Origin of the sequence: Brevibacillus sp. 7WMA2 (assembly GCF_010748895.1) — a bacterium.
GTDB classification, from domain to species: Bacteria; Bacillota; Bacilli; order Brevibacillales; family Brevibacillaceae; genus Brevibacillus_B; species Brevibacillus_B halotolerans.
This window is the reverse complement of sequence record NZ_CP048799.1, coordinates 5,106,520-5,131,501: the sequence shown is the minus strand read 5'-3', so window position 1 is coordinate 5,131,501 and position 24,982 is coordinate 5,106,520. Positions and strand designations below refer to the sequence as shown.

The following is a 24,982-nucleotide window of genomic DNA, read 5'->3' as shown; positions in this document are numbered from 1 at the left end:
GAAATTGCCACCTCTCTACATTTTGCAAGGAAAGCTCATTTCAGCAATCCAGCCTGTATCGGTATGTATTTGTTCACTTACGAGCTTGGCCATACCCTTGTGATCATGAATAAGCTTTTCCACTTCCCCTGCAACTAATGCAGAGACCTGACCTTCCAAGTCAAAGTTGGCAAATACTTCATTATCCGAGTGAAACAACGTCACCGCTAAGTGAGGATGCTCCACTTGTTCTTTATGCAAGTGATGTTGTAATAGACCGATGCAAGTTGAAATCAAATAAAAAAAGCTATCGCTTTGCATCTCTAGCTTGGTCACATCTACCTGTGTTTTAACCTCTACTTCTACTATTATGTCTCGATTTAACGCATTAAACGTCAAAAAGAAAGCAGACAAACGCGAACAGTTTATGCGAGCAATCATACTTTCACGGTGAGCTTCCTCGGTCACTTTTTGCAGGTAATCCTCTCCATCTTGGTAGCGTCCCAGCTTCAAATAAGCATGGAGAACCTGAAGATGATTGAGCCAATCATGACGATCCTGGTTTACAATTCTCAATAACGTGTCCGCATGATCCGTAATAAACTTTTGTTCGTCCTTCATGTTTTCCCACCTGTCACTATATGGATTCCATCTTTTATTTTAACATAAGTACGAGTAGAGTAAAGGATAGTGAGTAAAAAGAAAAACCCAGCGATTGGCTGGGTTTTAGCTTCTTGTCGTTATTACGCTTCAGCAACAACTGGTTCGATCACAACTTGCTTGCGATCGCGTCCCAGACGTTTGAAACGAACGATTCCGTCAGCTTTCGCGAACAAAGTATCGTCGCCGCCGATGCCTACGTTAGCACCTGGATAAATTTTTGTTCCGCGTTGGCGAACAAGAATGTTACCAGCTTTTACGAATTGGCCGTCGCCACGCTTTGTACCAAGGCGCTTAGCGATGGAGTCACGACCGTTCTTTGTAGAACCTACCCCTTTTTTGGATGCGAAGAATTGCAGGTCCATAGTGAATAGCATGTTCATCATGAGTGAGCACCCCCTTGCCATTTTGAATCTTGTACAGAAATATATGTTCCGTAGTTTTGGGAAATAGCCAGTAGAGCAACCACTGTGCTTTCCGCTAGTAGTTGTTGCTTCTCTTCAAGAGCCGGATCATCCAAAGATGAAAGCCGCCACTTTAAAAATCCGCCCTCTTCTGTGTTCATTTCCACATCCGGCTTCAAACCGAGCAAAAGATGTACCGCATTCAGGTTGCCTAAAATAATAGCCGATACAGCCGAACAAACAATGTCCTCTCCGTATTTGCCAGCATTGGCATGACCTGTCATAGCAATCTCTGCAATGCCCGTCTGAGATCGAATTACCTCGACCTTAACCATTACGCGTTGATCTTTTCGATAACAACTTTAGAGAATGGTTGACGGTGACCTTGCTTACGACGGTAGTTTTTCTTTGCTTTGTACTTATACACGATAACTTTCTCACCTTTACCGTGCTTTTCAACTTTAGCTGTTACAGTTGCACCAGCTACAGTTGGAGTACCCGCAGTTACTTTACCGTCTTTGCTTACGAACAATACTTGATCAAAAGTAACTGTTTCACCTTCGGAAGCAGCTAGTTTTTCGATGAAAAGAGTAGCACCCTCTTCAACTTTGTATTGTTTACCACCTGTTACGATAATTGCGTACATTCTATTGCACCTCCTATACTCAGACTCGCCTTATGCAGGTGTGGCTTTACAAACCATCTTACTAAAACCTGATTCGCGCGGTTACAGTATGCTCAAGGTACAAGCATAGCTGCATAACAATCAGAGAATATCATACCTAGCAGAAAAGGTCAAGAAAAACGTTTAGAGTCAGCCTTTTTCCCAACATGCAAAATCTGATATTCACTTGGGTGCATGGTTTCACGTGAAATAAATTGAACCAAAACGCCCCAATCCTTCGCTAATTGCTCACGTCTTCCCTCAGCTTGAACATACTCATACACATGAGGATGAAAAGCGGCTACAATAGCTTCTGCATCCTGTCCCCGGATCAATGCTTTAGCCTCTCGAATAAAACGCCCAGCTACCTCCTGCTCCGTTAAAATCCTCCCCTTACCACTGCAAGTGATGCATGGCTTGGTTAGAACAGATGCAAGGTTGTTTCTTACCTTTTTCCTTGTCATTTCCAAAAGGCCTAATTGTGTAAAGCCCATGACATAACTATTGGTCACGTCTTTGTCTAATTCTCTCTGCAAGGCTCCCTGTACAATCTGCTGGTTTTTGGCCTGCTTCATATCAATGAAATCAATTATGATAATACCGCCAATATCGCGAAGCCTTAGTTGCCTAGCAATCTCTTGGGCTGCCTCCACATTGGTTGCCGTCACGGTATCCTCTAGCTGCTGACCGCTCTTCCCCGTGAATTTCCCTGTATTAACATCGATCACAGTCATAGCCTCTGTTTGATCAATTACCAGGAAGCCGCCACTTTTGAGCCACACTTGCCTGTACAGAGCTTTTTCAATTTCTTTGTCGACACCATAGGCATCTAACACAGAGGTTTTTCCTTGATAGAATTGAATTTTAGTAAACATGGCTGGATAAATAGCCTTTGCTTGTCCCCTAAGCTCATGATACAGCTCTGCGTCATCCACTACGATTTCCAGCATCTGATCTTCCGAGCGATCTAATAAAATGCGGCTTACTGCATTATCTGCTGACAATAGAAGGGACGGCGTTTTTTTCTTTCCCGTTTCCTGATAGGCCGCCTTCCATTTTGCACGGAGGAAATTAAGCTCTGTCTGCAACTGCTCCACGGAAGCTTCCTCGGCCATCGTTCTTACAATAATCCCTTCTCCCTCAGCTAAGCTATCTGTTGCCCATGTTCTTAGTCGTTCCCGTTTGTCTACGTCTACAATTTTACGTGACAACGAGATTAGCCCTGCAAATGGCAAATAAACCAGCATGCGGCCCGGCAGACTGATTTCAGAGGTAAGTCTTGGAGATTTGCTTCCTATCGCTTCCTTGCTAATTTGGACGATTTTTTCCTCGCCTACTTGTACCAATGTTCGAATATTAGGCTTGGCCGCCCCTCGGTTCTGTACTTTCCAGCCTGGGGGCAATGCCTCGTCAATATATAAAAACGCTTCCTGCTCTTCTCCAATATCTATAAAGGCAGCTTGCATGGCTGGTAAGACTTTTTTTACTCGCCCTCTATAAATATTTCCCACCGCCGCCATTGGTTTGTTCTGTTCCATTGTCAATTCTGCAAGTCGCCCTGCTTCCATGACAGCAATACGTGTTTCTTCTATGTCACGGCTCACGATAATTTGTTGGAGAGCACGTTGTTGTTTTTTGTTCAACTAATCTTCCTCCTGGAGGTCTGTCCTATCCTCTCATTGTAGCGCATTTCTATTCGATTTGAAAAATAACAGAAGTAGCTTTTCAATGATCAAGTCAAAAAGCATCATACGCTACAGTAGGCTGCTGATCCAATCTCGCTGACGCCGCTCCACTAGACAAGCATAAAGTACATTCTCCTCAGGCAGTACGCCACCTTGTTTCCCTGTAATATAAAACAAATGATATTTCCCTTTTTGTAGCTTATGGGTAGCTTCCCAAACAGAGAGAGACGAAGGTACGCGTACAGGCTCTATCGGCTCTAGTCTGGGCGCTCTCTGATATCTTTTATGTAAAAAGCGAATAAACTGATAAGGAAAGCGTTTGTATGCTTGCCCATTGGTAAGAGCCAAATAGATGGCAATAGCAGTTAGATTGGCATGAAGCAACCAAATTCCGGCTCCTAGAAGTAAAATAGCTAATCCACAGCTACTGCTAAATGATAAAATCGCCGCTTTCCGATAAGAAATGAACGATGTTAAGACTGCCTGCACAATGCGGCCACCATCTAAGGGCCACATCGGTAATAAATTAAACAAAGCAATCATCATATTGCTTTTCATAAAAAAATGGGCCCAATGCTCCGACCATATACCTACCCACCAAAATAAAAGAGAAAAAAAAATCATAACGATATTCATAAAAGGGCCTGCTAATGCTACGACAATCTCGTCTATGGCATCAGATGTTGGAGATTCCTCCATAACCGCGACTCCACCGAAGGGTAACAATTGAATTTCTTTTACTTCCCAGCCAAGTTCACGGGCGGCCGCTATGTGACCAAGCTCATGGATAAGTACAATGATAAATAACGCAATCGTTTCAATAAAATAACCAGCCATTACAGCTAGGCCTATGACCAGCCAAAATAAAAGGTGGATGCGGATACGAATACCGCCTGGCCAAAAATCACTCAAATGAGATCACGTCCAATGGATTAGTAAATCTTCCGTTTTGTTTCATCGCCATAAAAAGGTAACGCGTGTTAACCACTTGATCGACAAAAGGCTTAGCAACCCCAACTGTGTCCTTTTTATTCACCCAGTCATTTACAGATACATTGACTTTTTCAAGGTTTCCATACCAAATCTCTCGATCATTGGTATACTGCATGACCACAGTGGTTCCATAACCAGGTTTTTCCCCAACAAAAGTTACCCAGCCGGTATCCATGTTGACGACCTCTCCTTTGTCTCCTAAGTCAACAACTATTTTGGCGCTTTTCGTATCATATTCCTTCGCTATTTTCCACTCCTTCGGCAAACTCCACTTACTTAGCTGATACGCGTTGGCTGGCACACTCTCCTTCTCCTTTTTGTTAAAAAGAACCGGTAGCACGCTTGACGAGTGACCTGTGACTTGTTCGTACCAAACCGCCACGCCTTCAAAATTAAAATCGCGAGTCATCACTTCTCTTGATAAATCTCGCCATGTATTCGGAACACCAAACGGGCTTTTTAATAGGACATAGGCCACACCAATAACCGCTAGAGAAAGATAGATCTGCCTTTTAAGCTGGAATCCCACCGGTTTGCTCGGGGGAGTCTCGTTGCTGAAATCAGTGTTTTTTACATATTGATCAGGAATAAGCACTCTTTTTATCGGATCGTGTAGTTCATCAATGTGTGGCGGCATACTGTCGCGCGATTGTAAGAGAAGCTGTTCTTTTCTTTCCTGTCTTCTCTCCTTTACCCGTTCTCTTTCATGAAACATGCATCCCACCCCTTTTCAGGCCAAGCTTTACTTGGATTATATGACTTGTCTAGGTGGGATATGACACTGTAAAACAGAGCTGTAATTATTAGCATAAATGAAAAAAAACAGCCCCTCAAAAGAGAGACTGCTTCTTTTTATACGTATTTGATCTTACAGACGATTAACGTTAGCAGCTTGTGGTCCACGGCTACCTTGAACGATTTCAAACTCAACTTTTTGACCTTCTTCAAGAGTTTTGAAACCTTCAGTTTGGATAGCGCTGTAGTGTACGAATACATCTTCTCCGCCTTCAACTTGAATGAAACCAAAACCTTTTTCTGCGTTAAACCATTTTACAGTACCTTGTTGCATGGAAAAAACCTCCTAGAAATGTTCGCCTTTTCAGACGATTAAAATATCTGTTAACCATCACTTAAAGCTTGTTTCAAGGAAAAAAGCCGTGCCCAACAGAGACTTGATCACATGGTGACGCTATCTCTGAAAAGCACGGCATATCATCCAATCCATCAAATCACTAGGTAAGTAAAATGGTTAACTTACCTTGAATATATCACACATTTATTGGTTTGTCACGATTTTTAACTTAATCGAAACTAAGTTTCTGCTTCCTCATCCCAATATTCAATACTACACCTATTGTTAAGAAATTGGTTAAAAGCGAGCTTCCACCATAACTAATAAATGGCAAAGGCAAACCAGTAATTGGCATTAGCTGAATGGTCATTCCAATATTTTCAAAAATTTGAAACGTAAGCATTCCAACTACACCTGATACCACATAGGCACCGAATGGATCATTACACTCCATCGCAATCCGAATCATTCGATATACTAACACGAAAAACAGGATCATCATAATTCCTGCTCCAATAAACCCTAAACGCTCTCCAATGACCGTAAAAATGAAATCACTCTCACCAACCGGAACCCATAGCAAGCTAGCCTGTGTGGCTGTGTTCAAGCCTTTACCTGTTAACTGCCCCGATCCAATTGCAATAAGCGATTGTAAAAGCTGAAATCCTTGACCTACTGGATCAAGATAAGGGTTTAACCAAGATTCAATCCGAGCCCATTGATAAGGTTTGATCAATTTAAAAAAGATATCATCTTTATGGTACATATAAACATAGGAAACTAACCCTACTCCAAGAGCAGCAATCCCGCTAAACGTAATCATATGCCGTACTCGAATTCCACCAACAATCAGCATGGTTGCTAATATAGCACAAAAGACTAAAGCTGTACCCAAGTCTGGTTGTTTAAAAATCATGAGAAGCGGTACCCCAACGATCAGAAATACAGGCCACCATTCATAAAGATAATAAGGCTTACCTAATTTTTCTTCACGTTTGGACATATAGTGTGCAGCAGCTATTATCGTAAAAATTTTCATAGGTTCGGATGGTTGAAACAGAACGACACCCAGATTATACCAACTAGTGGCGTTGTTAATGGCCTTCGTAAAAAATACGCCGAAAAGCAAAACTAGTCCTATAGCGTAAACTACATATGATAGCTGCCGGAACACCCGATAATCAATAATCAGTGTACAAAACAATACGCCAAAACCAATAGCATACCACATAAGCTGTCGGTTCGCTGTCGCCACTCCTGGGGCAGATCCGCTTATGCCGAGATAACTAAACAAGCCAAGACCTAGAAGGATCAACAGAATCAACCAATCCAACTGCTTTATATATCGCTTTTCAAAATCCATTTTTTTCCCCCGTGCATGTTAAGGTCTAGTATCTGTAAGTCTTATATTATTCGGAAATGCAAAGAAAAACTTGAAAACCAAACCTTTGGCACTAAGAACCTTCGTTGCACTTTATAAGATAAAAATTCCATAAGTTCGGATCAGTAAAAAAGAAACAGGAGTATACCCCTGTTCTCTTGTTTCTCGACTAGCATTCCTTATTTTAAGCCAAAAAACTTACGGAACTTATGAAAAACTCCTGGTTTTTCCTGAAGTGGCAGTAAAGGCACTGATTCCCCTAACAAACGTCTTGCTACATTTCGATATGCTAAGGACGCACGGGATTCATGATTCATCACTGCCGGCTCGCCTGCATTTGCTGATTTGATGATATATTCATCATCAGGAATCACACCCAGTAAATCAATGGCAAGTAAATCCAGAATATCCTCTACATCTAACATGTCACCATTCTTAACCATATGGGACCGCACTCGATTAATTACTAATTTAGGCATTCCTACATTTTCACGTTCAAGCAGGCCAATGATACGATCTGCGTCACGTACTGCCGCCTTTTCCGGAGTCGTCACAACAATAGCCTGATCAGCCCCTGCTACAGCGTTGCGGAATCCTTGTTCAATACCTGCTGGACAATCGATAATGACGTAGTCAAAATCACGCTTCAATTGGGTGACGATATCTTCCATTTGATCTGTTGTAAGCGCTGATTTATCCTTGGTCTGCGCTGCTGGTAATAATGACAACGTCTCAAAACGCTTATCTTTAATTAAAGCCTGTTGCAAACGACAACTGCCTTCTGCTACGTCAACCAGGTCATAAATGATCCGATTTTCTAGTCCCATGACCACATCCAGATTGCGTAAGCCGATATCTGTATCTACCATACACACCTTCTGGCCATTAAGAGCCAATGCGGTTCCTATATTAGCAGATGAGGTGGTTTTCCCCACTCCGCCTTTCCCTGAAGTAACAACTATTGCAATACCCACGTATGCTCCCTCTCCTTCATTCCGTACCGTTATGCTTTCTTCTTACCCAAATCTGAGCGTAAGCGATGCAAAAAGTTCATTTTAGCGACTACCATCCGATCCTCTTCCAAATAAGCAAACTCAGTAGTACCGCTATAGTCCGACCATTCATCTCCCGGACGGCTGATTACTTCCGCAATTCTCAGTTGGGTTGGATGTAAGCAAGCGGAGGCGATTACAGCATCTTTGTCGCCATTCGTTCCCGCTTGCGCTACACCACGAAGATTACCTAACACGAAGATACTCCCCGTACTTCTTATCGTACCACCAGGATTAACATCACCCAGTAGCAAAATATCTCCGTCGTATTCTAATACCTGACCGGAACGAACCGTGTTTGTTTGTACAATCAATCCGGGAGCTTTGGCTTCTTTATATGCTTCTTCTTTAAGAATCACATCCGAGTCGATCATATGAATAACCAGATTACCCTTCATGCGAATAATCTGCGTTAACTCTTCCTGTTGCTCTGGAGTGCAGTAACGCTTCCCAAGTTTTAATGTAATCCTGATGAGAGGACCACTAAAAAATTGTGGATGGCTGTGCTCAATTTTTTCACGTAAATCATCTAAAAGCTCCGAAAATGAACAGGTATCGTCCATAAAAAAGACAAGTCCATCTTTGGTTCCTTTAATGACTACTTTACTTTTGGCCGTATTCATGGAGATGTTTCACCTCGACCGTTACCATTCGCCATTTATACAACAAACTCCTGCCTCGCTAACAAAAAACTCAGCGAATTAATCTTAGAAAGCCTACTCTGTCGGCGTTACCGTACTGTTAAGTGGATACAAGGCATGATAAGCCTCCAGCAATTCACGCGCGATCCTATCTGAACCATGTCCTCCAGAATGCGGAACCACTACTACAAAGGAAATTTTAGGATTTTCGTAAGGTGCATATCCAAGGATCAAGGAGTTATCAGAAGATGTTCCGCCTGTTTGAGCGGTACCTGTTTTAGCAGCTACACTAAACGGCAAGCCTGCCATCGCTGTCGCAGCAGTACCTCCAGGCTGAGTAACACGGCGCATCCCCTCTTGAACTACCTTGAGGTAGCTTGGATTGATATTAATTTTGTTCAAAACTTGCGGCTCTATGGTTGTAATGACATCTCCTGGCTTCTTAGGATCAATAGAGCCTTTTCGAATTTCTTTAACCATATGCGGTCGAATTCGATATCCGCCATTTGCGATTGTAGAAACGTATTGAGCCAATTGGATAGGAGTAAAGCTATCATACTGTCCAATAAGAGCATCGGCAATACGTCCCATTTCAAATGTTGGAGCTGGCCAGCCTGCCTTTTCACTTGGTAAATCAATACCAGTCTTAACTCCTAGACCGAACTGCTGATTGTAAAAATTAATGATCTTAAAGGATTCACGATAACTATTTCCTTTTCCTATCTCGCGCTCCTTTAATCTCCAGCCCATTGTGTACATGTATGTGTTATTGGATACAGCTATTGCTCGTCTTGCATCAACTTGACCATGGCCACCTAGTTTCCAGTTTCGTTTCTTTACATCCCCAAATTGGAAATAACCAGGGTCAAAAATTGACTCATTGGGTGTAGTTAACTTTTCTTGTAAGGCCATCATAACCGAAATAGGTTTCACTGTAGAAGCCGGTGGATAAACACCCCTAGTGACATTATTAAGCTGTGCTGGAGCAACTACCTTCTCATAATTCTCATTGAATAGCTTTCGATTATAGTGGAGGTTTAAATCGTAATCAGGGTAGTTAGCCATAGCCAAAACTTCACCTGTATTAGGATTCATTACGACCGCAGAGGCAGCGTTCACTGTTCCTTTCGCAGAGCGTCTCATCTCATTGACATTTCGTTTAAGAATTTCCTCCAATTTACTTTGGAAGCGATAATCTAAGGAAAGAACTAGATCATTACCAGGTATTGCTTCGCGAGTTCTTCCTTTCACGACCGTCTCTGCATCCTTGTTTACCTGCACGTCCATAATGCCATCTTTTCCACGTAAATCTTTCTCGTAATATCTTTCTAACCCCTCGACTCCAATACGATCTGTCTTGGAATATCCCATCGCAAGATACTCATTAACCTGACTTGCACTGATTGGACTGATGTAGCCAAGAATATGTGTGGCAAAAGCGCCATCCTCATCTTGTCTAATTTGCCGTACGGGTTCAACAATTACATTAATTCCAGGTAATTCACTTAAATTTTCATTGATTTTGGCTACTTCAATTTCAGTAGCGTTTTCCTTAATTCGACGAGGAATGAATTTAGGCATACTATAATCTCGCATGCTATTTAAAATGCTAATACGATGCCACTGATACTGACGTTGCTCCGGAGTTAATGGCAATGCAACATCCAAATCAAATCTAGCAGCATATTGGAGTAATTCTGCATCTGTTTTACTGCTTAGCTCCTCAGCAGAAGGCATCTTGCTTAAAAGTGATTTTACATCCTTTTGCAAAGATTCCTTTACTTTGTCTTCAAGAGCAATTGGATACGGTACACTAGCTGAGATGACATATTTTAACAATTGACTGTCATAGGCTGCCTTCGTATCCACGTTCTTGCCGTCTACCTGAATCGTTGCTGGCAATTTTTTTTGTAAAGCTTCACGATCATTTTCATCGAAAGGGGATCTTACTGAGAGTCCCAAGGCAAAGGCTGTTTTTACTAAATCATAGTCCTTTATCCCTTTTAATTGAGCCGAATTTGGAAGAGCATTAATTTTGGGAGTTAGCTGCTGGATGAGCTTTTGAGATTGCTCTGGCTTAAAAGTGATCGGTAATGTGGTCTGCAATTCAGTCGCTTTTTTTATCAGTTCTTTATCAGTCCCAATCTTTTCATCCATTTGCAGCAAGCTCGTCAGTTTTTCGGCTACTGCTTCCTCATTAATTTCCCTTTTTTGCTCGGATGTATAAGTAACCGTAAAAACGGGCTTATTCGAAACCAAAACATTGTGGTTCACGTCTATGATACGACCACGCGGTGCAGGTATTGGTAATTGTCTAATACTATACTTTTCCAAATCGTGTTGATATTGTTCTCCCTCTACGATTTGCACATAGGCAAGTCGCAAAATAACAGCTGCAAAAAATATAAACACGAAAAAAAACAAAACGTTTAATCTAGTGGCAATATGGGATTTAGGTTGTTGTTGGTTCTCTCCCATGCGAGCTACTCCTCCTTCTGTCAGATCCTACTCATGAGAGCGCTCTTTGTTTTCTTTCACTTGCAAGCAAAGCTTTTTCATCGGTAAATAAACAAAAGCCGCAAACAGCATATTTAGAAGAACTGTCGGAAAAATTTCGTGAGTAAGTGTCCAACGAACATCTACAGGATTGGTCATAAATAAGCGAAACAGCGTATAAGTAAGCCACTCATGCCCAAACAAAACGAGAAGCAGCGTAGTAAACACGACGGCAAAGCTACGATGAAATAGCATCAAGACTAGTCCAGCAAAGTACCCTGCCACCATCATAGATAACGTATACACGCCGATTATATGACCGAAAACAACATCTTGTAACAGTCCAAAGACCAATCCATATAGCAATCCTTCCCGTCTCCCGATAAACAAGGAAATCAGGATAGTTCCCACCAAAGCAAAGCGGGGAATCGTCTCGTAAGACATCCCCCATGCACTCGGCACAAAAACTTGTACTACCGATCCTTCCAATATAAACAGCAATAGCAAAAAGAGGGTCAATTTCGTTCGAGATAACATACTATTTACCCCCTTTTCCCTTCGATTGCTGAGTGGTTCCTTTTTGACTGGAAGAACTCGAATCGCCAGTTGGAGTCTCCACAGACTTACGATCAATAACCAAGACATCAGAAATTAATGTGAAATCAGCATACGGTTTTATATAGGCTGTTTGGGTTAATCCATAGTCTCCTGGCTCTGTTTTGACCACTACACCAATTGGTAGTTTACTAGGAATCATACCGCCTAACCCAGACGTAATTACCGCATCATTCACACTGATCTTTTGATCTAAAGGAATCTTGCGCATAATCAATAATTTTTCAACCGAGTCGTAATCCTCTAAAATTCCGCTTACATACTTCGTAGTAGTTGCTGGCTTCTGTTGGTTATTCGCCTGCGTGGTAGCTGTATTTGATTTATTCGAATTAGCCGCATTTGCTGTATTGCTTGTGCCATTCGTCTGTTGGCCATTACCAGTAGTTGAAGGCGGAGTTTGGATTGGCTGAGTGGCCAAAATGTATCCAGAAACATGGTTGCGGTTAGAGCTCTCTCTGCTTGTAAGCAATTCAACTGTCGCAGAGAAATTGGAAACATCCTTCACTCTCCCTATCAAACCTTTAGAGGTCATAACAGCCATGTCTTTCTTAACACCTTGTTTGCTACCGCTACCGATGACCAACACATCATTCCATTGACTCGAATTCCTTGCAGCTACTTCTGAATAAATGACATTGTAATCATTTAATTTTTGTTTTGTGCCAAGACTCTCTCTCAGTTGTCCATTCTCATACTTTATAGCTTTTAACTCAGCAGACATCTGCGCGTATTGATCCAAGCTTGCTTTTAATACACGATTTTCTTCGTACACATGATAAGCATCTTGAACATTATGAACAAACTGCGAAACAGCCTGGGCAGGGCGATAAAATAGGCCCTGCACCACGCTGGTTGTATCTTTCATGAATTTTTCTGGCCATGTCAGGTTCATTCTGTCCTTGGCGGTATAACCCATCACTACCAACAGAACAACTAAGCCAATTAATACAATTATAAGTTTTCGATTACCGAAGAATGACATAGACACGTCACCCGCTTATCGTCTTTTTGCACGAGAAGATGTTATTCCATGTTTAGATTTAAAGAGATGCAAATTCTCAAGCGCTCGCCCTGTTCCAATGGCTACACAGTCAAGTGCATTCTCCGCCACATGAACAGGCATACCTGTTTCACGTGTTAATAAACGCTCAATGTGACGTAGTAATGCCCCGCCTCCAGTTAGTACAATTCCACGATCCATGATATCTGCAGCCAACTCCGGAGGACTTTTCTCCAATGTAATTTTCACAGCTTCAACAATTGACATAATCGTTTCAGCCAATGCTTCGGCAATTTCTGTACTTGTAACAGAGATCGTTTTTGGCAAACCTGTCACAAGATCTCGACCACGAATTTCTACTGTTTCTTGTTCATCCGGGGCGATAGCGGAACCAATCTCCATTTTCAACGTCTCAGCAGTACGCTCACCAATCATCAGATTGTAACGACGTTTAATATACTGAATGATTGCCTCATCCATTTCATCACCAGCTACACGAATGGAACGACTAGTAACAATTCCACCCAATGAGATGATAGCTACTTCCGTCGTACCGCCCCCAATGTCCACTACCATGCTACCTGTTGGTTCCCAAACAGGCAAATCAGCACCAATTGCAGCCGCAAATGGCTCTTCAATTGTATATGCTTCTTTTGCTCCTGCTTGCTTCGTTGCATCCTCTACCGCACGTTTTTCAACCGCTGTAATCCCAGATGGCACGCAAACCATTACACTAGGACGACGGCTAAAGAAGCCTTGATTTTTCTGAGCTTGACGAATAAAATAACGCATCATGGTTGCAGTGGTTTCAAAATCAGCAATAACTCCGTCTTTCATCGGACGAACAGCCACGATATTTCCCGGTGTACGACCAATCATGTTTTTGGCTGCATTACCTACAGCCTCAATTGTATTTGTATCAGTGCGGATCGCTACAACAGAAGGCTCGCTCACCACAATTCCTTTTCCTTTAACGTATACGAGGGTATTAGCTGTTCCCAAGTCAATCCCCATATCGCGTGTGAAACTACCAAACATATTGAAAATCTCCTTCCATTTTGTCAAAACGGTCATTTTCCTAGGATGCTTCCGCTGACAGACAGGTATTATTTGTTTTGTGAAAGGGTACGTGTTACATATATCCCTGTTCTTTTAAACTAACGTAATGACCATCTCCAATAATAAGATGATCCAAAAGAGGGATTCCTACTAAATCTCCTGCTTGGAGCAGAATTTTAGTCACATTAATATCCTCTTTGCTTGGAGCAGGATCTCCGCTTGGATGATTATGCAAACAGATTATAGAGGCACAAGAACGTTTAATTGCTTCGCGGTAAATATCCCGTGGATGAACAATAGAAGAATCTAAGCTTCCCACAAAAACTGTTTTCTTCCCAATCACCTGATTTTTCGTATTTAAAAAGAGGCATACAAAATGTTCTTGTACGAGACCAGCCATTTCCGGCATCATAAAATCTGCTACATCTTTTGGCAAGCGGATACTGATACGAATATCTCGAGCTTTAATGGCAGATCTTCGTCCTAACTCCAGCGCTGCCTGTATTTCCACAGCCTTAACGGGACCAATCCCGTTGATATCTGTCAGCTCTTCATTAGTAGCTGCTGCAAGTTGTTGCAAATCACCAAACACAGCTAATAAGCGCTGCGCTACCCTATGGACTGGATCTTTTTCTGTGCCAGTCCGAAGTAAAATCGCTAAGAGTTCGACATCAGATAAAGCACCAGACCCTTGCCTTAACAAACGTTCGCGCGGACGCTCATATGTAGGGACGTTTTTTAACTTAAAATTGTTACAGTTCATCTCTTATTTTGCCCCTTCCTTCATTCCTGCCAAGCGGCTGTTATCATGGAGAAGCAATCTAAGAGGAACACCTACTTGTTTAACAGGGAAATTCCAAATTGAGTAAGCATCTGGGCCAAGCGATTGAGCGGTAGTCCCACTACCGTAAAATAATCGCCCTCAATTCGTTCTACAATCGTCGATCCAAGGCCCTGTATAGCATAGGAACCTGCTTTATCCATTGGTTCTTTACTGGCGATATATCCACGTATCTCCTGATCTGTCATTGTACGCATTTTAACCCTTGTAGATGAATAATCAAGTGCTGTTTTCCCAGTTGAAACATCAATAATAGCTAGGCCGCTGAATACTTCATGCTCGCGCCCTTGTAATGAAGTGAGCATCCGAAATGCATCCTCTTCATCATGCGGTTTTCCCAATACCTGTCCGTCTAGCACAACAATTGTATCAGAGCCAATAACTAGACCAAATGACAAATTTTTGGCAACTGCATCTGCTTTTCTATGAGATAAGATTTTTACGATTTCTTCTGGCGCAATCTCTTCAGATATCGTCTCATCTACATTGCTCACCTGAACGCGAAAAGGCAAGCCCAAGCATGCCAGCAATTCTTGACGTCGCGGGGAAGAAGAAGCTAATACGATTGGCTGTTCTGGATTCATTTTATCTCCCCCTATCGAATTTTCTTATATATCCAAAAAGCGAGAACAAGCCCTCCGATACTGGCTAGGTTTAGTTTTACCTCAAAATGAAGATTGTACTTCAAAATGTCCAAATCTGCCGCAGGACTCCATGTTAACATCTTACTCTCTCGAAGAAAAGGAATCCAAGGACCTAATATTTGCCCTAATAGACTACCAAACAAGAGACCTGATAACAGGACAATCAATAAAATTACAAATTCTTTCCCCGTCATTCTCTCTACCCTCGTTTTTTCATCGTTGTTTTTTGGAAGAAAGTCGTTATAATCACACCTAAGTGTAGCAAAACTTGACATCAAGAGACAACTACCGAAGCAGTTGATTTTCAGATTTATTTTTATGATCATAACGAAAGAAAGACCTTGTTTGCAAGAAACCTTTTGCAAACAAAGCCATTTTCCTAATTCGTCTCCTTCATCCATGTAGCATAATAATGTAAATATTGCATAATTCCTTTTTGTACCTGCCAAGCATATGGCTCTGCATTGCCCGTTTTTAGTTGGGTCATCGTACTCATTGCCTGATTCATCCCCTGCACCATCCCCGCTATATAGACTTGCTCCTTTTGTGACAAGGCCTGCTGTGTTGCTCTACTATTATCTAAAAAGGCGACATGCATCCTTTTGAGCTTAGCTTCTTGCTCTGCTGTAAGCGGCTGTACTTTTTGCTTATCTGTATTAACCACTTGACTGGATAAAGTAGAAAGCTGTTGAATGATATCTATTCCCGATTTGATAAAAGCATTAACAACCCCTTTATCAGAGGAAGCACCTACTTCTAAAGGGGAGGTAGGGACAATCTGAACTTGTTTCTCTGTAGCTGGTAGCTTCACTTCTTTTACATAGACTTCCATTTGCTTTTGTCTGAAATTATCTGCCAATCCCAAAATGGCATCACGACTTGGCGATACTCCCGTAAATAAATGAAGTCTTCCTTCGATTGGATAAAGAAAATGAGGTAATCCCTTTTCGTCGAGAGAGGCAATAGCGGGCTCGGCTGCTTTTGGGTCAGTAAACACCCCCATTTGAACCATGTAATAGTTTTGTTCTGGAAATTGGACGGTTGCAAGCACGGCATCTGATTTCTGACTAGTAGAGCCAAGTGGCGATCTCACCTGCTGTGACGCTCCTTCTTTAGACAAGCCCGCTTCTCGTGCATCATTTGATTCATTAGGCTGACGCTCACCATTTACGGGAATAGCTTTTTCATTGAATGCACTCGTCCCTTCAGAAGTAGCAGCAGAATTCTGTGTGGCTTCCGTTGATTTCGGCACTGTAGCACCCGCCTGTGAGGGATGCACTAGCTGTTCTTGTACGAAGATATTTAAAACAATAAAGCCAAATAACACTCCAAGGATAACGGCACTTATTGTCGTAAGAAATACTCGTAAAATAGGTCGCTTTGACATATGGCTTTGATTTTTTATTAGTTTTTCCCACCATGCCGGCTTCCTTGATTCTTGCTCCCAATCAGAGGGATAAACCCCCTCGTAATATGGGCTCTGATATCCCTCTTCACCCAGCCGACCTTCTACAAACGATTTATCCTGCTCTTCTTTTTCCAATAAGCGCTCAGCTTTAGACAATTCAGCTAGGAACTGTTCCTTACTCGTATGAGTGGGTAGGTTTTGTTCCTCCAGCTTCCCCAATCTACTCATTGCCTCAGCTAATTCCAGCTCTGCCTCCTTCGCTTGCTGCTCGCCATATTCTTGCCTTGTTTCTTTATTGTCATCGCCTACTAGCTCCCGTATTTTTCCATGTACTACCTTAGTATCTGCGGCCTTTTCTGGCTGTGTTTTTTTGTCATGCTTCTGTTCTTTTACCTGCATATTTTGTACAGGTGTATTTGCCCCCATCTTATTTTGGGGCGGGATGACAGGTGATAGTTTTATAGATATTCGATTGGAAGGTTGTCCGCTCATAGTAGGTCCTCCTCGTTCTCTTAACTCTAGTACTACTAGTTTACGAACAGACCTAACAAGTTATGACTGCTCAGGGAAGAAAAAATATAGCATAGACATGCAGCACATCTATCCTGCCTACATACGTAAACAACCAGCCAATTGTCAAACAACAGGCAAATGGCATTCCTTCCTTTCTTATTCGCGGCTGTCGAGCTAATAGAATCGCAAGTGCGATTGTGCTAATCCCGGCTACGAGCAACAGAGAAATTATATAGGTCCTCCCTACAATTAATCCTAATAAGGCTGCTAACTTAATATCTCCTCCTCCCAGTCCTCCTTTCGTAACAATTGCTGTTACATATAAAAGCACAAAAGCCAATAACATAGCTAACATATGCGTTGTAAATGTCTCTTTTTCTAATGGATGAATCACACGTACACATAAAAATGTAAAAATAGCGGGCAAAACAATAGAATTAGGGATCAGGCGTTTCCTTATATCCGAAAAGCAAATCACTCCTAGTAACCCCCCGCAGATCCAGCAAATTAGTCGTTCGATTTCAGCTTCTTCCCCTAATATAATGGGCCACCCCCACTGTAGCATCATAAACACCTGCCTCGGCTTGTTACTACGTTCAATTTGTATCCTAGCTCATTAGATAGAGACAAAAAAACTGCCAGACAAATCCGGCAGTTTCCTTTGTTACCACTATCTAGTTTAGTATGACAATAAATGCTTTTATGCTCAGTTTTCCTGTGTTTCTTTAACTTTTTGTTGCAATTGCTCAGCGAACCAATATGCAGATTTCCAAATGTCTCCCGCTCCCATTGTTAAGACGAGATCACCTGGCTGCAATTGCTTCACCAGTTGTTGCTGCACTTCTTCCTTAGTAGGGATGTACTGTGCACGCGGATGACTATTCACTTTAATTTTATCAACTAAAATCTCAGAGGATACCCCTTCGATTTTCTTTTCCCCTGCGGGAGAAAAAATATCCGTAATAATCACTTCGTCCGCTTCTGAAAAAGCTCGGCTAAATTCCTCCATCAAGAAAAACGTGCGAGTATAGCGCTGTGGCTGAAATATTGCGATCACCCGACGCCCACAAGCCTTCGCTCCATTTAATGTTGCCATGATTTCTGTTGGATGATGAGCATAATCATCAACCACTAAAATATCTTGTGCATCCCCAATAATTTGGAAACGACGTTTTGCACCACGGAACGTACTCAAGGCCTGTGAGATTTTTTCAAAGGGAACTCCTGCTTCTAACGCTACAATCATGGCTGCTAAGGAGTTAGCTACATTATGCTTGCCTGGGAAGTGAAGAATTACTTCGCCTAAATGAACATCCTTATGCCATGCCTGATAGGTTGTAGTCAGATCACCGCATACAATCTCCGTAGCATAAAAATCCGCTGACCCACTATATACAGGGTCAATAGAATAGGTAATTACCTTTCGATTAACTGAAGGCATTAATTCACGTACATGATGATCATCCAGACACACAATAGCTGTACCATCTGGTTTGATGTTACCTAGAAAATGAACATAAGCCTTTTTTAGGTTGGCAAAATCTCCATCAAAATGCTCTAAATGATCTGGCTCAATATTAGTTACAATCGCATATGCTGGATGGTATTCCTTAAAGGAGCCGTCACTTTCATCTGCCTCTGCCACTACATAGTCGCTTTTACCAGCTTTTGCATTCGTACCAGCGTTGACTAGTTCACCACCGATAATAAAAGTAGGATCCTCGCCACATGCTTCTAAAATGTGAGCTGTCATAGAAGTTGTAGTGGTTTTACCATGAGCACCAGCTACAGCTACACCTGTTCTTTCATTTAGAATCTTGGCAAGCATCTGTGAACGATGCAGCAGCGGAATCCCCTTTTCCAGGGCCGCTGCAACTTCAGGATTTTCTTTCGATATACTAGTGGAATAAACGACGATATCTGCCCCATCAATATAAGAAGCATCATGACCGATAATCACTTGTGCTCCTTTTTCCTGTAGCTTTCGGGCAAGATCGTTCATCGCTACATCCGATCCTGTTACTTTATATCCTAAATCAACTAATACGCGTGCAATTCCACTCATACCATAACCGCCGATTCCGACGAAGTGGACATGTTGCAATGGTTCCACTTTATTCACCTACCTGTTCTACGGGGATTAAAAAGATTGAGCGTACCAAAGAGATGAAGTAAAGTGATCCGCAAATCAGCAACGTCTCATCGCTCTTCGTCTCGTCGCTCAGCCATTCACGCAACGTGATTTCCCAATTATCAACACGTTCCAGTTGTTCTTGATTAAAGCCACCCATCAAAAAAGCATCCTCTAAGGTATCTACAGAGGCGGCTCTTGGAAAATCAAAGCTCGTGAGATACACGTTGGCAAATTCGAGCGGCGCCTCTTTAAGAACCCGAGCCATTTGAGGCAACGGTTTATCCTCAAGAGCAGAGAACATTAAATGAACTCGCTTTGTATCGCTTGCCAGCTCAGTTAAACTGTCGACTAGCATCGTGATACCTTCCGTGTTATGTGCTCCATCTATCATACATAACGGTTTTCGTGAGACAATCTCCAAGCGCCCTGGCCATGTAGCTTGCGCCAAACCCTTCTTCCTATCTTCTTCCTCCACAAAAAAAGCATAGAATTCTCTCATGAGATCTAGAACCATCAAGGCAACGCCCGCGTTTTGTACCTGATGTTTGCCTAGTAACCCCAATTGATATGTGGAAGAGTTGAGACGAAATAAACTACCATATTCGATATGCTGGGCTCCTCTTGAAGCTTCTGTAAAGAGAGGCTTGGAATAAAATTCGTTACCTAGCCTATAAAGCCTGCTGTTTTTTTGTTTGGTAATCCGAGAAATAACATCAAGTGCCTCTTCGTGCAGATGTCCTACTACAACAGGCACTCCTGATTTGATTATGCCGGCTTTTTCCAAAGCAATCTCACCAATCGTTGAGCCTAGAACATTGGTATGATCAAGACCAACATTGGTAATGACACTTATGATGGGATGGACAACATTCGATGAATCCAAACGTCCACCAAGCCCCGTTTCCCAAATCACAATCGCAGGTCTGACCACTCTGCTAAAATAACAGATCGCCAGTAAAGTAATAACCTCAAACTCAGTAGGACAGCCATACTCCGTTTCCCGTTCACAGCGCCCCACCAACGGCTTTATTTCATCCACAAGACGAACAAGGTCGTCCTGTGGAATGAGTTGGTTATTAAATCGAATACGTTCGCGAAAATCAGTGATATATGGGGAAGTAAAGGTTCCAACACTAATTCCCGCTTCCAGCATTACGTGTGTCAAAAAAGTGCACGTAGAGCCTTTTCCATTGGTACCTGCCACATGAACAAATAACAAATTTCGTTCAGGATGCCCTAACTCCTCTAGCATCCAATTCATGCGCTCTAAACCAGGTTTAAGTCCAAAACGTAACAGGCTGTGAAGCCAATCCAATGCTTCATCATAAGTAAGAATATGATCTGCCTTCATTTACCGTATGACCCCAATCGTTTAATTATGACAAGAATGAAGCAGACAAGCTTAGGATTCTAGATCAGCTAAACGAGCGATGACCTTTTCACGCTTGTTCGCGTAGTCTGCCATTTTAGCTTTTTCTTCCTCAATAACATTTGCGGGAGCTTTTGCCATAAAGCCTGGGTTGTTCAGCTTTTTCTCGATGCGTTCTACTTCTTTATTTAGTGTATCAATTTCCTTCTCCAAACGCTTGCGCTCCTGTTCTAAGTCAAGTAACCCTGCAAGCGGTAAAAATAACTCTGCACCAGTAACAACAGCGGACATTGCTTTTTCTGGCGCTTCCAAATCAGTACCAATTACTAGTTTTTCAGGGTTGCAGAAACGTACCAAGAACTCTTCTCCACGTTGTAGACTTTGAAGAGATTGTTGATCGTTAGCCTTGATTACTAGTTCAATTTTTTTAGACATTGGCACGTTTACTTCTGCACGGATGTTACGCACGCTGCGGATAATATCCATAAGCAAGCTCATTTCAGCTTCAGCATCGTTAAAAGTTAACTCGCCTTTTGCCTGCGGCCAAGCAGCAATTGTGATGCTTTCACCCTGATGCGGTAGGGCTTGCCATATTTCTTCCGTGATGAAAGGCATGAATGGGTGTAGCAAACGCAACGTCTGATCTAGCACATATACAAGCACTGATTGAGTTGCTTTTTTCGCTTGTTCATCTGTACCGTACAATGGCAATTTAGCCATCTCAATGTACCAGTCGCACAAATCATCCCAGATGAAATTGTATAGCAGACGGCCTGCTTCTCCAAAATCAAACGCATCCATCAATCGAGTAACATCTACAATGGTTCCTTGAAGACGGGTTAAAATCCATTTATCAGGTGCAGATAATTCTTTGGTTAAATCGATATCTTCATACGTAAAGTCTTGTAGATTCATCAAAGCAAAACGTGAAGCATTCCAGATCTTGTTTGCAAAATTGCGGTTCGCTTCTACCTTTTCCCAATAAAAACGTTGGTCATTACCCGGGGAATTACCCGTTGCCAATGTGAAACGCAAGGCATCCGCACCGTACTTCTCGATTACTTCCATCGGGTCAACCCCGTTACCAAGCGACTTAGACATCTTACGCCCTTCAGAATCGCGGATAATTCCGTGGATTAACACGTGCTCAAATGGCTTCTCACCAGTGAATTCCAAACCGCTGAAAATCATACGTGCTACCCAGAAGAAAATGATGTCGTAGCCTGTTACAAGTACGTTAGTTGGATAGAAGTATTTCATGTCTTCCGTTTCATCTGGCCAACCTAATGTGGAGAATGGCCACAACGCAGAGCTGAACCACGTATCTAAGACGTCATTATCCTGAGAAAGGTTGCTGGAGTGACATTTGCAGCATTCTGTAACATCAACTCGGGATACATGCAACTCGCCACAATCCTGGCAATACCAAGCAGGAATACGGTGGCCCCACCATAATTGTCGGGAAATGCACCAATCACGAATATTTTCGATCCAGCGCAGGTACGTGTTTTTAAAACGTTCAGGAACAAATGTAACACTGTCTTCGGAAGCAGCATTTTTTAGCGCTTCGTCTGCAAGAGGCTGCATGTTAACAAACCATTGTGTCGATAGGTATGGCTCTACTACCGCGTCACTTCGTTCACTATGTCCAACCTGATGAATATGCTCCTCGATTTTAAACATAACGCCTTGATCTTGTAAGTCTTTAATAATTTGCTTGCGACAAGCGAAACGATCAAGCCCTTTATAGGAAGCAGCATTTTCATTCATTACCCCTGATTCATCCATGACAATGATTTGTTCCAAATTATGACGTTGACCCAGCTCAAAGTCATTTGGATCGTGTGCAGGCGTAATTTTAACCGCACCAGAACCAAATTCAGGGTCTACATAATCGTCCGCAACAATCGGAATTTCACGACCTGTAATCGGCAGAACAACCATTTTGCCAACTAAATCTTTATAACGTTCATCCTCTGGGTGAACGGCTACTGCGGTATCGCCTAGCATCGTTTCAGGACGAGTTGTAGCCACTTCAATAAAGCCGCTTCCATCAGCTAATGGATAACGCATGTGGTGCAGCGCGCCTTTTACTTCTTTATAAATAACCTCGATATCAGACAAGGCTGTACGAGCGGCTGGGTCCCAGTTAATGATGCGCTTACCGCGGTAGATCAAACCTTTGTCATAGAGGCGAACAAACACTTCACGAACGGCACGTGATAAGCCCTCGTCCATCGTAAAACGCTCGCGTGAGTAATCTAGAGCAAGCCCAAGTTTTTCCCATTGTTCACGAATATGATTAGCATAGACATGCTTCCATTCCCAAACTTTTTCTATAAATTTTTCACGGCCCAAATCATGACGGCTTAAGCCCTCTTCACGCAGGTTTGCTTCTACCTTCGTTTGAGTTGCGATACCCGCATGATCCATTCCTGGTAGAAACAGCGTACTGTATCCCTGCATACGCTTAGCACGTGTAATAATATCTTGTAGCGTTGTATCCAATGCATGACCCAAATGTAGCTTACCCGTTACATTTGGAGGTGGGATTACAATCGTATAAGGAGCTTTCTTTGGATCGCGCTCCGCTTTAAAAAATTCTTGTTCCATCCAGTAGGGATACCATTTGGCCTCCGCTGCCTTTGGATCATAGTTTTTTGGTAGTTGTGAATCAAGAGATGCTTGTTCGTTTGCCATAAACCTATTCCTCCTTATAATTGCACATCATTACATGGGCAAATAAAAAAACTCCTCATCATCAAAGGACGAAAAGGAGTTTGTTTCGCGGTACCACCTTTGTTAACGCGCGTCATCATTCAAATACATTTCCCACTATGTGAAAGTACGGAACTCACGCGTTCACTCTAACAAGATAACGGTTTGACGCCGATTCCAACTACTTTATTACTTCTCATTTCATTGGAATTGCTCATGGATGACTTTCCATATCCCTACTCCTTAGAGAATCTCGCAGCTAATGATTCTCCCTCTCTGATAAGGTGGGTATATGTACTCTTTCCAATCATAGCATTGCATATATAATCATATACAGCATATTATAGCGAACCCCTAATGGTACGTCAAATAGAGAAAAATGTGAATGCTTACAGACAGAAACGAAAGCTGTTTGATTTACCTTCCCTTCTAAATCAGACAGCCTTCGTTCCTTTTAATGAATCGCTTCCTTCTTAAAACGACCGCCTTTTACATCACGAATGTTTCCAATGGCTAAAAATGCAGACTGATCCCATTCTTCTACAATTGATTTTAATTTGGCCTCTTCCAATCGGGTGATAACGGTAAAGATAATTGTCTTATTATCTCTAGAATATCCACCTTCCCCGTTCAAATAAGTAACACCACGTCCTAGCCTTGCTAGCAGAGCTTCACCAATTTCTCGATGCTTGTCACTAATGATCCAGACTGACCTAGATTCGTTAAAGCCCTCAAGTGTTAATTCAATCATTTTGTAGGCGATGTAGTAAGCAAGTAAGGAATACATCGCTTGATTCCAGCCAAATACAAATCCCGCACTGCCTAAAATAAATATGTTGAAAAACATGATTACCTCTCCAACAGAAAAGGCTGTTTTCCTGTTAAACAAAATGGCTACAACCTCTGTCCCATCCAGCGACCCACCATAACGAATGACCAAGCCTACTCCTATCCCCAAAAATACGCCACCATAAACCGCAGCGAGAAACGGTTCTCTCGTAACAGCGCTGACTGGGTGCAATAAACTTGTAGCAATTGACATGGTCGTAACTCCAAACAATGTAGATAGGGCAAAGGTTCTACCTATGTGCTTATAACCAATAATGAGGAAGGGAATATTTAATAAAAATAAGAAAAGACCAATTGGCCAGCCTGTCAAATGACTAAAAATAATAGAAACACCCGTAATTCCTCCATCAATGACTTGATTGGGAATCAAAAATTCTTCTAGTCCAAATGAAAAAATCATGGACCCTAGAATGATAAAAAAAGCTCTCTTGAATAGTTGAACGGTATTAACCCTTCTATGTTCAATCAAAAGAACCACATCCTCTCTTCTTTATTTGTTTTTTTATATTTTACTGCAATTCATGTAAAGAAACGATTCATAAAGTGCTGCTGGGCTTCACCCTCTATCCGCATACTGCATACACTGTGCAGTAAGGGGTGATCATTATGAATTGGCGACGCTTTAAATACAGTTCTTTTCTACACAATGTAAAAGCTTCTTATAAGCAGTTTCTATTGCCTTTTACAGCCTTTCAGTTTATTAGAACCTTACTATTGCCCACCTCTCTCGATGTATTAATCCTCGGCTTCCTCGCCATTTCTTATGCCGCATTCTCGATGGATTGGCTGTAGTCACGTCATTATG

Annotated in this window: 25 protein-coding genes and 2 other annotated features; of the genes, 1 reads left to right on the top strand and 24 read right to left on the bottom strand. The window is 42.1% G+C overall.

What is annotated here, in order from left to right:
* Positions 1–15 precede the first annotated feature (15 nt).
* The 24 genes from GOP56_RS22160 to GOP56_RS22045 all read right to left on the bottom strand — a co-directional run bounded on the left by GOP56_RS22160 (position 16) and on the right by GOP56_RS22045 (position 24,646).
* Positions 16–600 (bottom strand): Spo0B domain-containing protein, encoded by a 585-nt coding sequence (locus GOP56_RS22160; RefSeq protein WP_003338377.1) that lies wholly within the window; start codon positions 598–600, stop codon positions 16–18.
* Positions 601–722: 122 nt separating this feature from the next.
* Entirely contained in the window at positions 723–1,016 is a 294-nt protein-coding gene (gene rpmA, locus GOP56_RS22155; protein ID WP_026315215.1) for a 50S ribosomal protein L27, read from the bottom strand.
* A 5-nt stretch (positions 1,017–1,021) separates the two neighbouring features.
* The gene (locus tag GOP56_RS22150; protein WP_022585795.1) at positions 1,022–1,378 is read right to left on the bottom strand and encodes a ribosomal-processing cysteine protease Prp; all 357 of its coding nucleotides are present in this window, start codon (positions 1,376–1,378) and stop codon (positions 1,022–1,024) included.
* Positions 1,378–1,689 carry a 50S ribosomal protein L21 gene (rplU, locus tag GOP56_RS22145; protein ID WP_003338381.1) on the bottom strand — a complete coding sequence of 104 codons (312 nt, stop codon included), beginning with the start codon at positions 1,687–1,689 and terminating at the stop codon, positions 1,378–1,380. The genes GOP56_RS22150 and rplU overlap by 1 nt, the downstream gene beginning before the upstream one ends.
* A gap of 11 nt (positions 1,690–1,700) precedes the next feature.
* Positions 1,701–1,782: a sequence feature (ribosomal protein L21 leader region), on the bottom strand.
* Positions 1,783–1,838: 56 nt separating this feature from the next.
* Entirely contained in the window at positions 1,839–3,350 is a 1,512-nt protein-coding gene (locus GOP56_RS22140; RefSeq protein ID WP_163246659.1) for an Rne/Rng family ribonuclease, read from the bottom strand.
* Positions 3,351–3,461: 111 nt separating this feature from the next.
* Positions 3,462–4,304: a M50 family metallopeptidase gene (locus GOP56_RS22135; RefSeq protein WP_041751982.1), complete on the bottom strand. Its 843-nt coding sequence runs from the start codon at positions 4,302–4,304 to the stop codon at positions 3,462–3,464.
* A complete protein-coding gene (locus GOP56_RS22130; protein ID WP_163246658.1) occupies positions 4,297–5,100 on the bottom strand; it encodes a M23 family metallopeptidase in 804 nt (267 codons plus the stop codon). The genes GOP56_RS22135 and GOP56_RS22130 overlap by 8 nt, the downstream gene beginning before the upstream one ends.
* Before the next feature lie 153 nt (positions 5,101–5,253).
* Positions 5,254–5,454: a cold-shock protein gene (locus tag GOP56_RS22125; RefSeq protein ID WP_003338386.1), complete on the bottom strand. Its 201-nt coding sequence runs from the start codon at positions 5,452–5,454 to the stop codon at positions 5,254–5,256.
* Between the two features lie 232 nt (positions 5,455–5,686).
* Complete coding sequence (gene rodA / locus GOP56_RS22120) at positions 5,687–6,820, bottom strand: rod shape-determining protein RodA (protein WP_163246657.1); 1,134 nt, start codon at positions 6,818–6,820, stop codon at positions 5,687–5,689.
* 197 nt (positions 6,821–7,017) lie between these two features.
* Positions 7,018–7,812 (bottom strand): septum site-determining protein MinD, encoded by a 795-nt coding sequence (minD, locus tag GOP56_RS22115; protein WP_003338388.1) that lies wholly within the window; start codon positions 7,810–7,812, stop codon positions 7,018–7,020.
* Positions 7,813–7,841: 29 nt separating this feature from the next.
* Positions 7,842–8,513: a septum site-determining protein MinC gene (gene minC, locus GOP56_RS22110; protein WP_003346023.1), complete on the bottom strand. Its 672-nt coding sequence runs from the start codon at positions 8,511–8,513 to the stop codon at positions 7,842–7,844.
* Between the two features lie 93 nt (positions 8,514–8,606).
* Positions 8,607–11,009: a penicillin-binding transpeptidase domain-containing protein gene (locus tag GOP56_RS22105; RefSeq protein WP_163246656.1), complete on the bottom strand. Its 2,403-nt coding sequence runs from the start codon at positions 11,007–11,009 to the stop codon at positions 8,607–8,609.
* A 27-nt stretch (positions 11,010–11,036) separates the two neighbouring features.
* Complete coding sequence (gene mreD, locus GOP56_RS22100) at positions 11,037–11,564, bottom strand: rod shape-determining protein MreD (RefSeq protein WP_003338392.1); 528 nt, start codon at positions 11,562–11,564, stop codon at positions 11,037–11,039.
* 1 nt (position 11,565) lies between these two features.
* Positions 11,566–12,624, bottom strand: coding sequence for a rod shape-determining protein MreC (gene mreC / locus GOP56_RS22095; RefSeq protein WP_163246655.1), 1,059 nt, complete (start codon positions 12,622–12,624; stop codon positions 11,566–11,568).
* Positions 12,625–12,639: 15 nt separating this feature from the next.
* Complete coding sequence (locus GOP56_RS22090) at positions 12,640–13,680, bottom strand: rod shape-determining protein (protein WP_003338394.1); 1,041 nt, start codon at positions 13,678–13,680, stop codon at positions 12,640–12,642.
* 94 nt (positions 13,681–13,774) lie between these two features.
* Complete coding sequence (gene radC, locus GOP56_RS22085) at positions 13,775–14,464, bottom strand: RadC family protein (RefSeq protein WP_163246654.1); 690 nt, start codon at positions 14,462–14,464, stop codon at positions 13,775–13,777.
* Between the two features lie 71 nt (positions 14,465–14,535).
* On the bottom strand, positions 14,536–15,126 hold the full coding sequence (locus tag GOP56_RS22080) for a Maf family protein (RefSeq protein ID WP_022585802.1): 591 nt from the start codon (positions 15,124–15,126) through the stop codon (positions 14,536–14,538).
* Between the two features lie 11 nt (positions 15,127–15,137).
* Positions 15,138–15,266: a DUF4321 domain-containing protein gene (locus tag GOP56_RS24110; protein ID WP_231929217.1), complete on the bottom strand. Its 129-nt coding sequence runs from the start codon at positions 15,264–15,266 to the stop codon at positions 15,138–15,140.
* 299 nt (positions 15,267–15,565) lie between these two features.
* Complete coding sequence (locus GOP56_RS22070) at positions 15,566–17,086, bottom strand: sporulation protein (protein WP_163246653.1); 1,521 nt, start codon at positions 17,084–17,086, stop codon at positions 15,566–15,568.
* Positions 17,087–17,156: 70 nt separating this feature from the next.
* A complete protein-coding gene (locus GOP56_RS22065) occupies positions 17,157–17,675 on the bottom strand; it encodes a prepilin peptidase (protein ID WP_163246652.1) in 519 nt (172 codons plus the stop codon).
* 138 nt (positions 17,676–17,813) lie between these two features.
* Positions 17,814–19,220 (bottom strand): UDP-N-acetylmuramate--L-alanine ligase, encoded by a 1,407-nt coding sequence (gene murC / locus GOP56_RS22060; protein WP_163246651.1) that lies wholly within the window; start codon positions 19,218–19,220, stop codon positions 17,814–17,816.
* A gap of 1 nt (position 19,221) precedes the next feature.
* Positions 19,222–20,592, bottom strand: a complete 1,371-nt coding sequence (locus GOP56_RS22055; RefSeq protein ID WP_163246650.1) for a bifunctional folylpolyglutamate synthase/dihydrofolate synthase — start codon at positions 20,590–20,592, stop codon at positions 19,222–19,224.
* A gap of 51 nt (positions 20,593–20,643) precedes the next feature.
* Entirely contained in the window at positions 20,644–23,310 is a 2,667-nt protein-coding gene (locus GOP56_RS22050; RefSeq protein WP_121473656.1) for a valine--tRNA ligase, read from the bottom strand.
* A gap of 61 nt (positions 23,311–23,371) precedes the next feature.
* Positions 23,372–23,648 (bottom strand) — a binding site (T-box leader).
* 134 nt (positions 23,649–23,782) lie between these two features.
* Positions 23,783–24,646 carry a YitT family protein gene (locus GOP56_RS22045; protein ID WP_003338405.1) on the bottom strand — a complete coding sequence of 288 codons (864 nt, stop codon included), beginning with the start codon at positions 24,644–24,646 and terminating at the stop codon, positions 23,783–23,785.
* 137 nt (positions 24,647–24,783) lie between these two features.
* Here GOP56_RS22045 and GOP56_RS22040 point away from each other — a divergent pair, with 137 nt between their 5' ends.
* Positions 24,784–24,969 carry a hypothetical protein gene (locus tag GOP56_RS22040; protein WP_003346010.1) on the top strand — a complete coding sequence of 62 codons (186 nt, stop codon included), beginning with the start codon at positions 24,784–24,786 and terminating at the stop codon, positions 24,967–24,969.
* Positions 24,970–24,982: the final 13 nt, after the last annotated feature.

Coding starts and splice junctions, on each gene's coding strand:
- GOP56_RS22130 (WP_163246658.1), bottom strand. CDS start 5,100: ATGTTTCATGAAAGAGAACGGGTAAAGGAGAGAAGACAGGAAAGAAAA.
- GOP56_RS22055 (WP_163246650.1), bottom strand. CDS start 20,592: ATGAAGGCAGATCATATTCTTACTTATGATGAAGCATTGGATTGGCTT.
- GOP56_RS22080 (WP_022585802.1), bottom strand. CDS start 15,126: ATGAATCCAGAACAGCCAATCGTATTAGCTTCTTCTTCCCCGCGACGT.
- mreC (WP_163246655.1), bottom strand. CDS start 12,624: ATGTCATTCTTCGGTAATCGAAAACTTATAATTGTATTAATTGGCTTA.
- radC (WP_163246654.1), bottom strand. CDS start 14,464: ATGAACTGTAACAATTTTAAGTTAAAAAACGTCCCTACATATGAGCGT.
- GOP56_RS22160 (WP_003338377.1), bottom strand. CDS start 600: ATGAAGGACGAACAAAAGTTTATTACGGATCATGCGGACACGTTATTG.
- mreD (WP_003338392.1), bottom strand. CDS start 11,564: ATGTTATCTCGAACGAAATTGACCCTCTTTTTGCTATTGCTGTTTATA.
- GOP56_RS24110 (WP_231929217.1), bottom strand. CDS start 15,266: ATGTTAACATGGAGTCCTGCGGCAGATTTGGACATTTTGAAGTACAAT.
- GOP56_RS22040 (WP_003346010.1), top strand. CDS start 24,784: ATGAATTGGCGACGCTTTAAATACAGTTCTTTTCTACACAATGTAAAA.
- rpmA (WP_026315215.1), bottom strand. CDS start 1,016: ATGCTATTCACTATGGACCTGCAATTCTTCGCATCCAAAAAAGGGGTA.
- GOP56_RS22150 (WP_022585795.1), bottom strand. CDS start 1,378: ATGGTTAAGGTCGAGGTAATTCGATCTCAGACGGGCATTGCAGAGATT.
- GOP56_RS22105 (WP_163246656.1), bottom strand. CDS start 11,009: ATGGGAGAGAACCAACAACAACCTAAATCCCATATTGCCACTAGATTA.
- GOP56_RS22070 (WP_163246653.1), bottom strand. CDS start 17,086: ATGAGCGGACAACCTTCCAATCGAATATCTATAAAACTATCACCTGTC.
- GOP56_RS22125 (WP_003338386.1), bottom strand. CDS start 5,454: ATGCAACAAGGTACTGTAAAATGGTTTAACGCAGAAAAAGGTTTTGGT.
- rodA (WP_163246657.1), bottom strand. CDS start 6,820: ATGGATTTTGAAAAGCGATATATAAAGCAGTTGGATTGGTTGATTCTG.
- rplU (WP_003338381.1), bottom strand. CDS start 1,689: ATGTACGCAATTATCGTAACAGGTGGTAAACAATACAAAGTTGAAGAG.
- GOP56_RS22090 (WP_003338394.1), bottom strand. CDS start 13,680: ATGTTTGGTAGTTTCACACGCGATATGGGGATTGACTTGGGAACAGCT.
- GOP56_RS22050 (WP_121473656.1), bottom strand. CDS start 23,310: ATGGCAAACGAACAAGCATCTCTTGATTCACAACTACCAAAAAACTAT.
- minC (WP_003346023.1), bottom strand. CDS start 8,513: ATGAATACGGCCAAAAGTAAAGTAGTCATTAAAGGAACCAAAGATGGA.
- GOP56_RS22065 (WP_163246652.1), bottom strand. CDS start 17,675: ATGATGCTACAGTGGGGGTGGCCCATTATATTAGGGGAAGAAGCTGAA.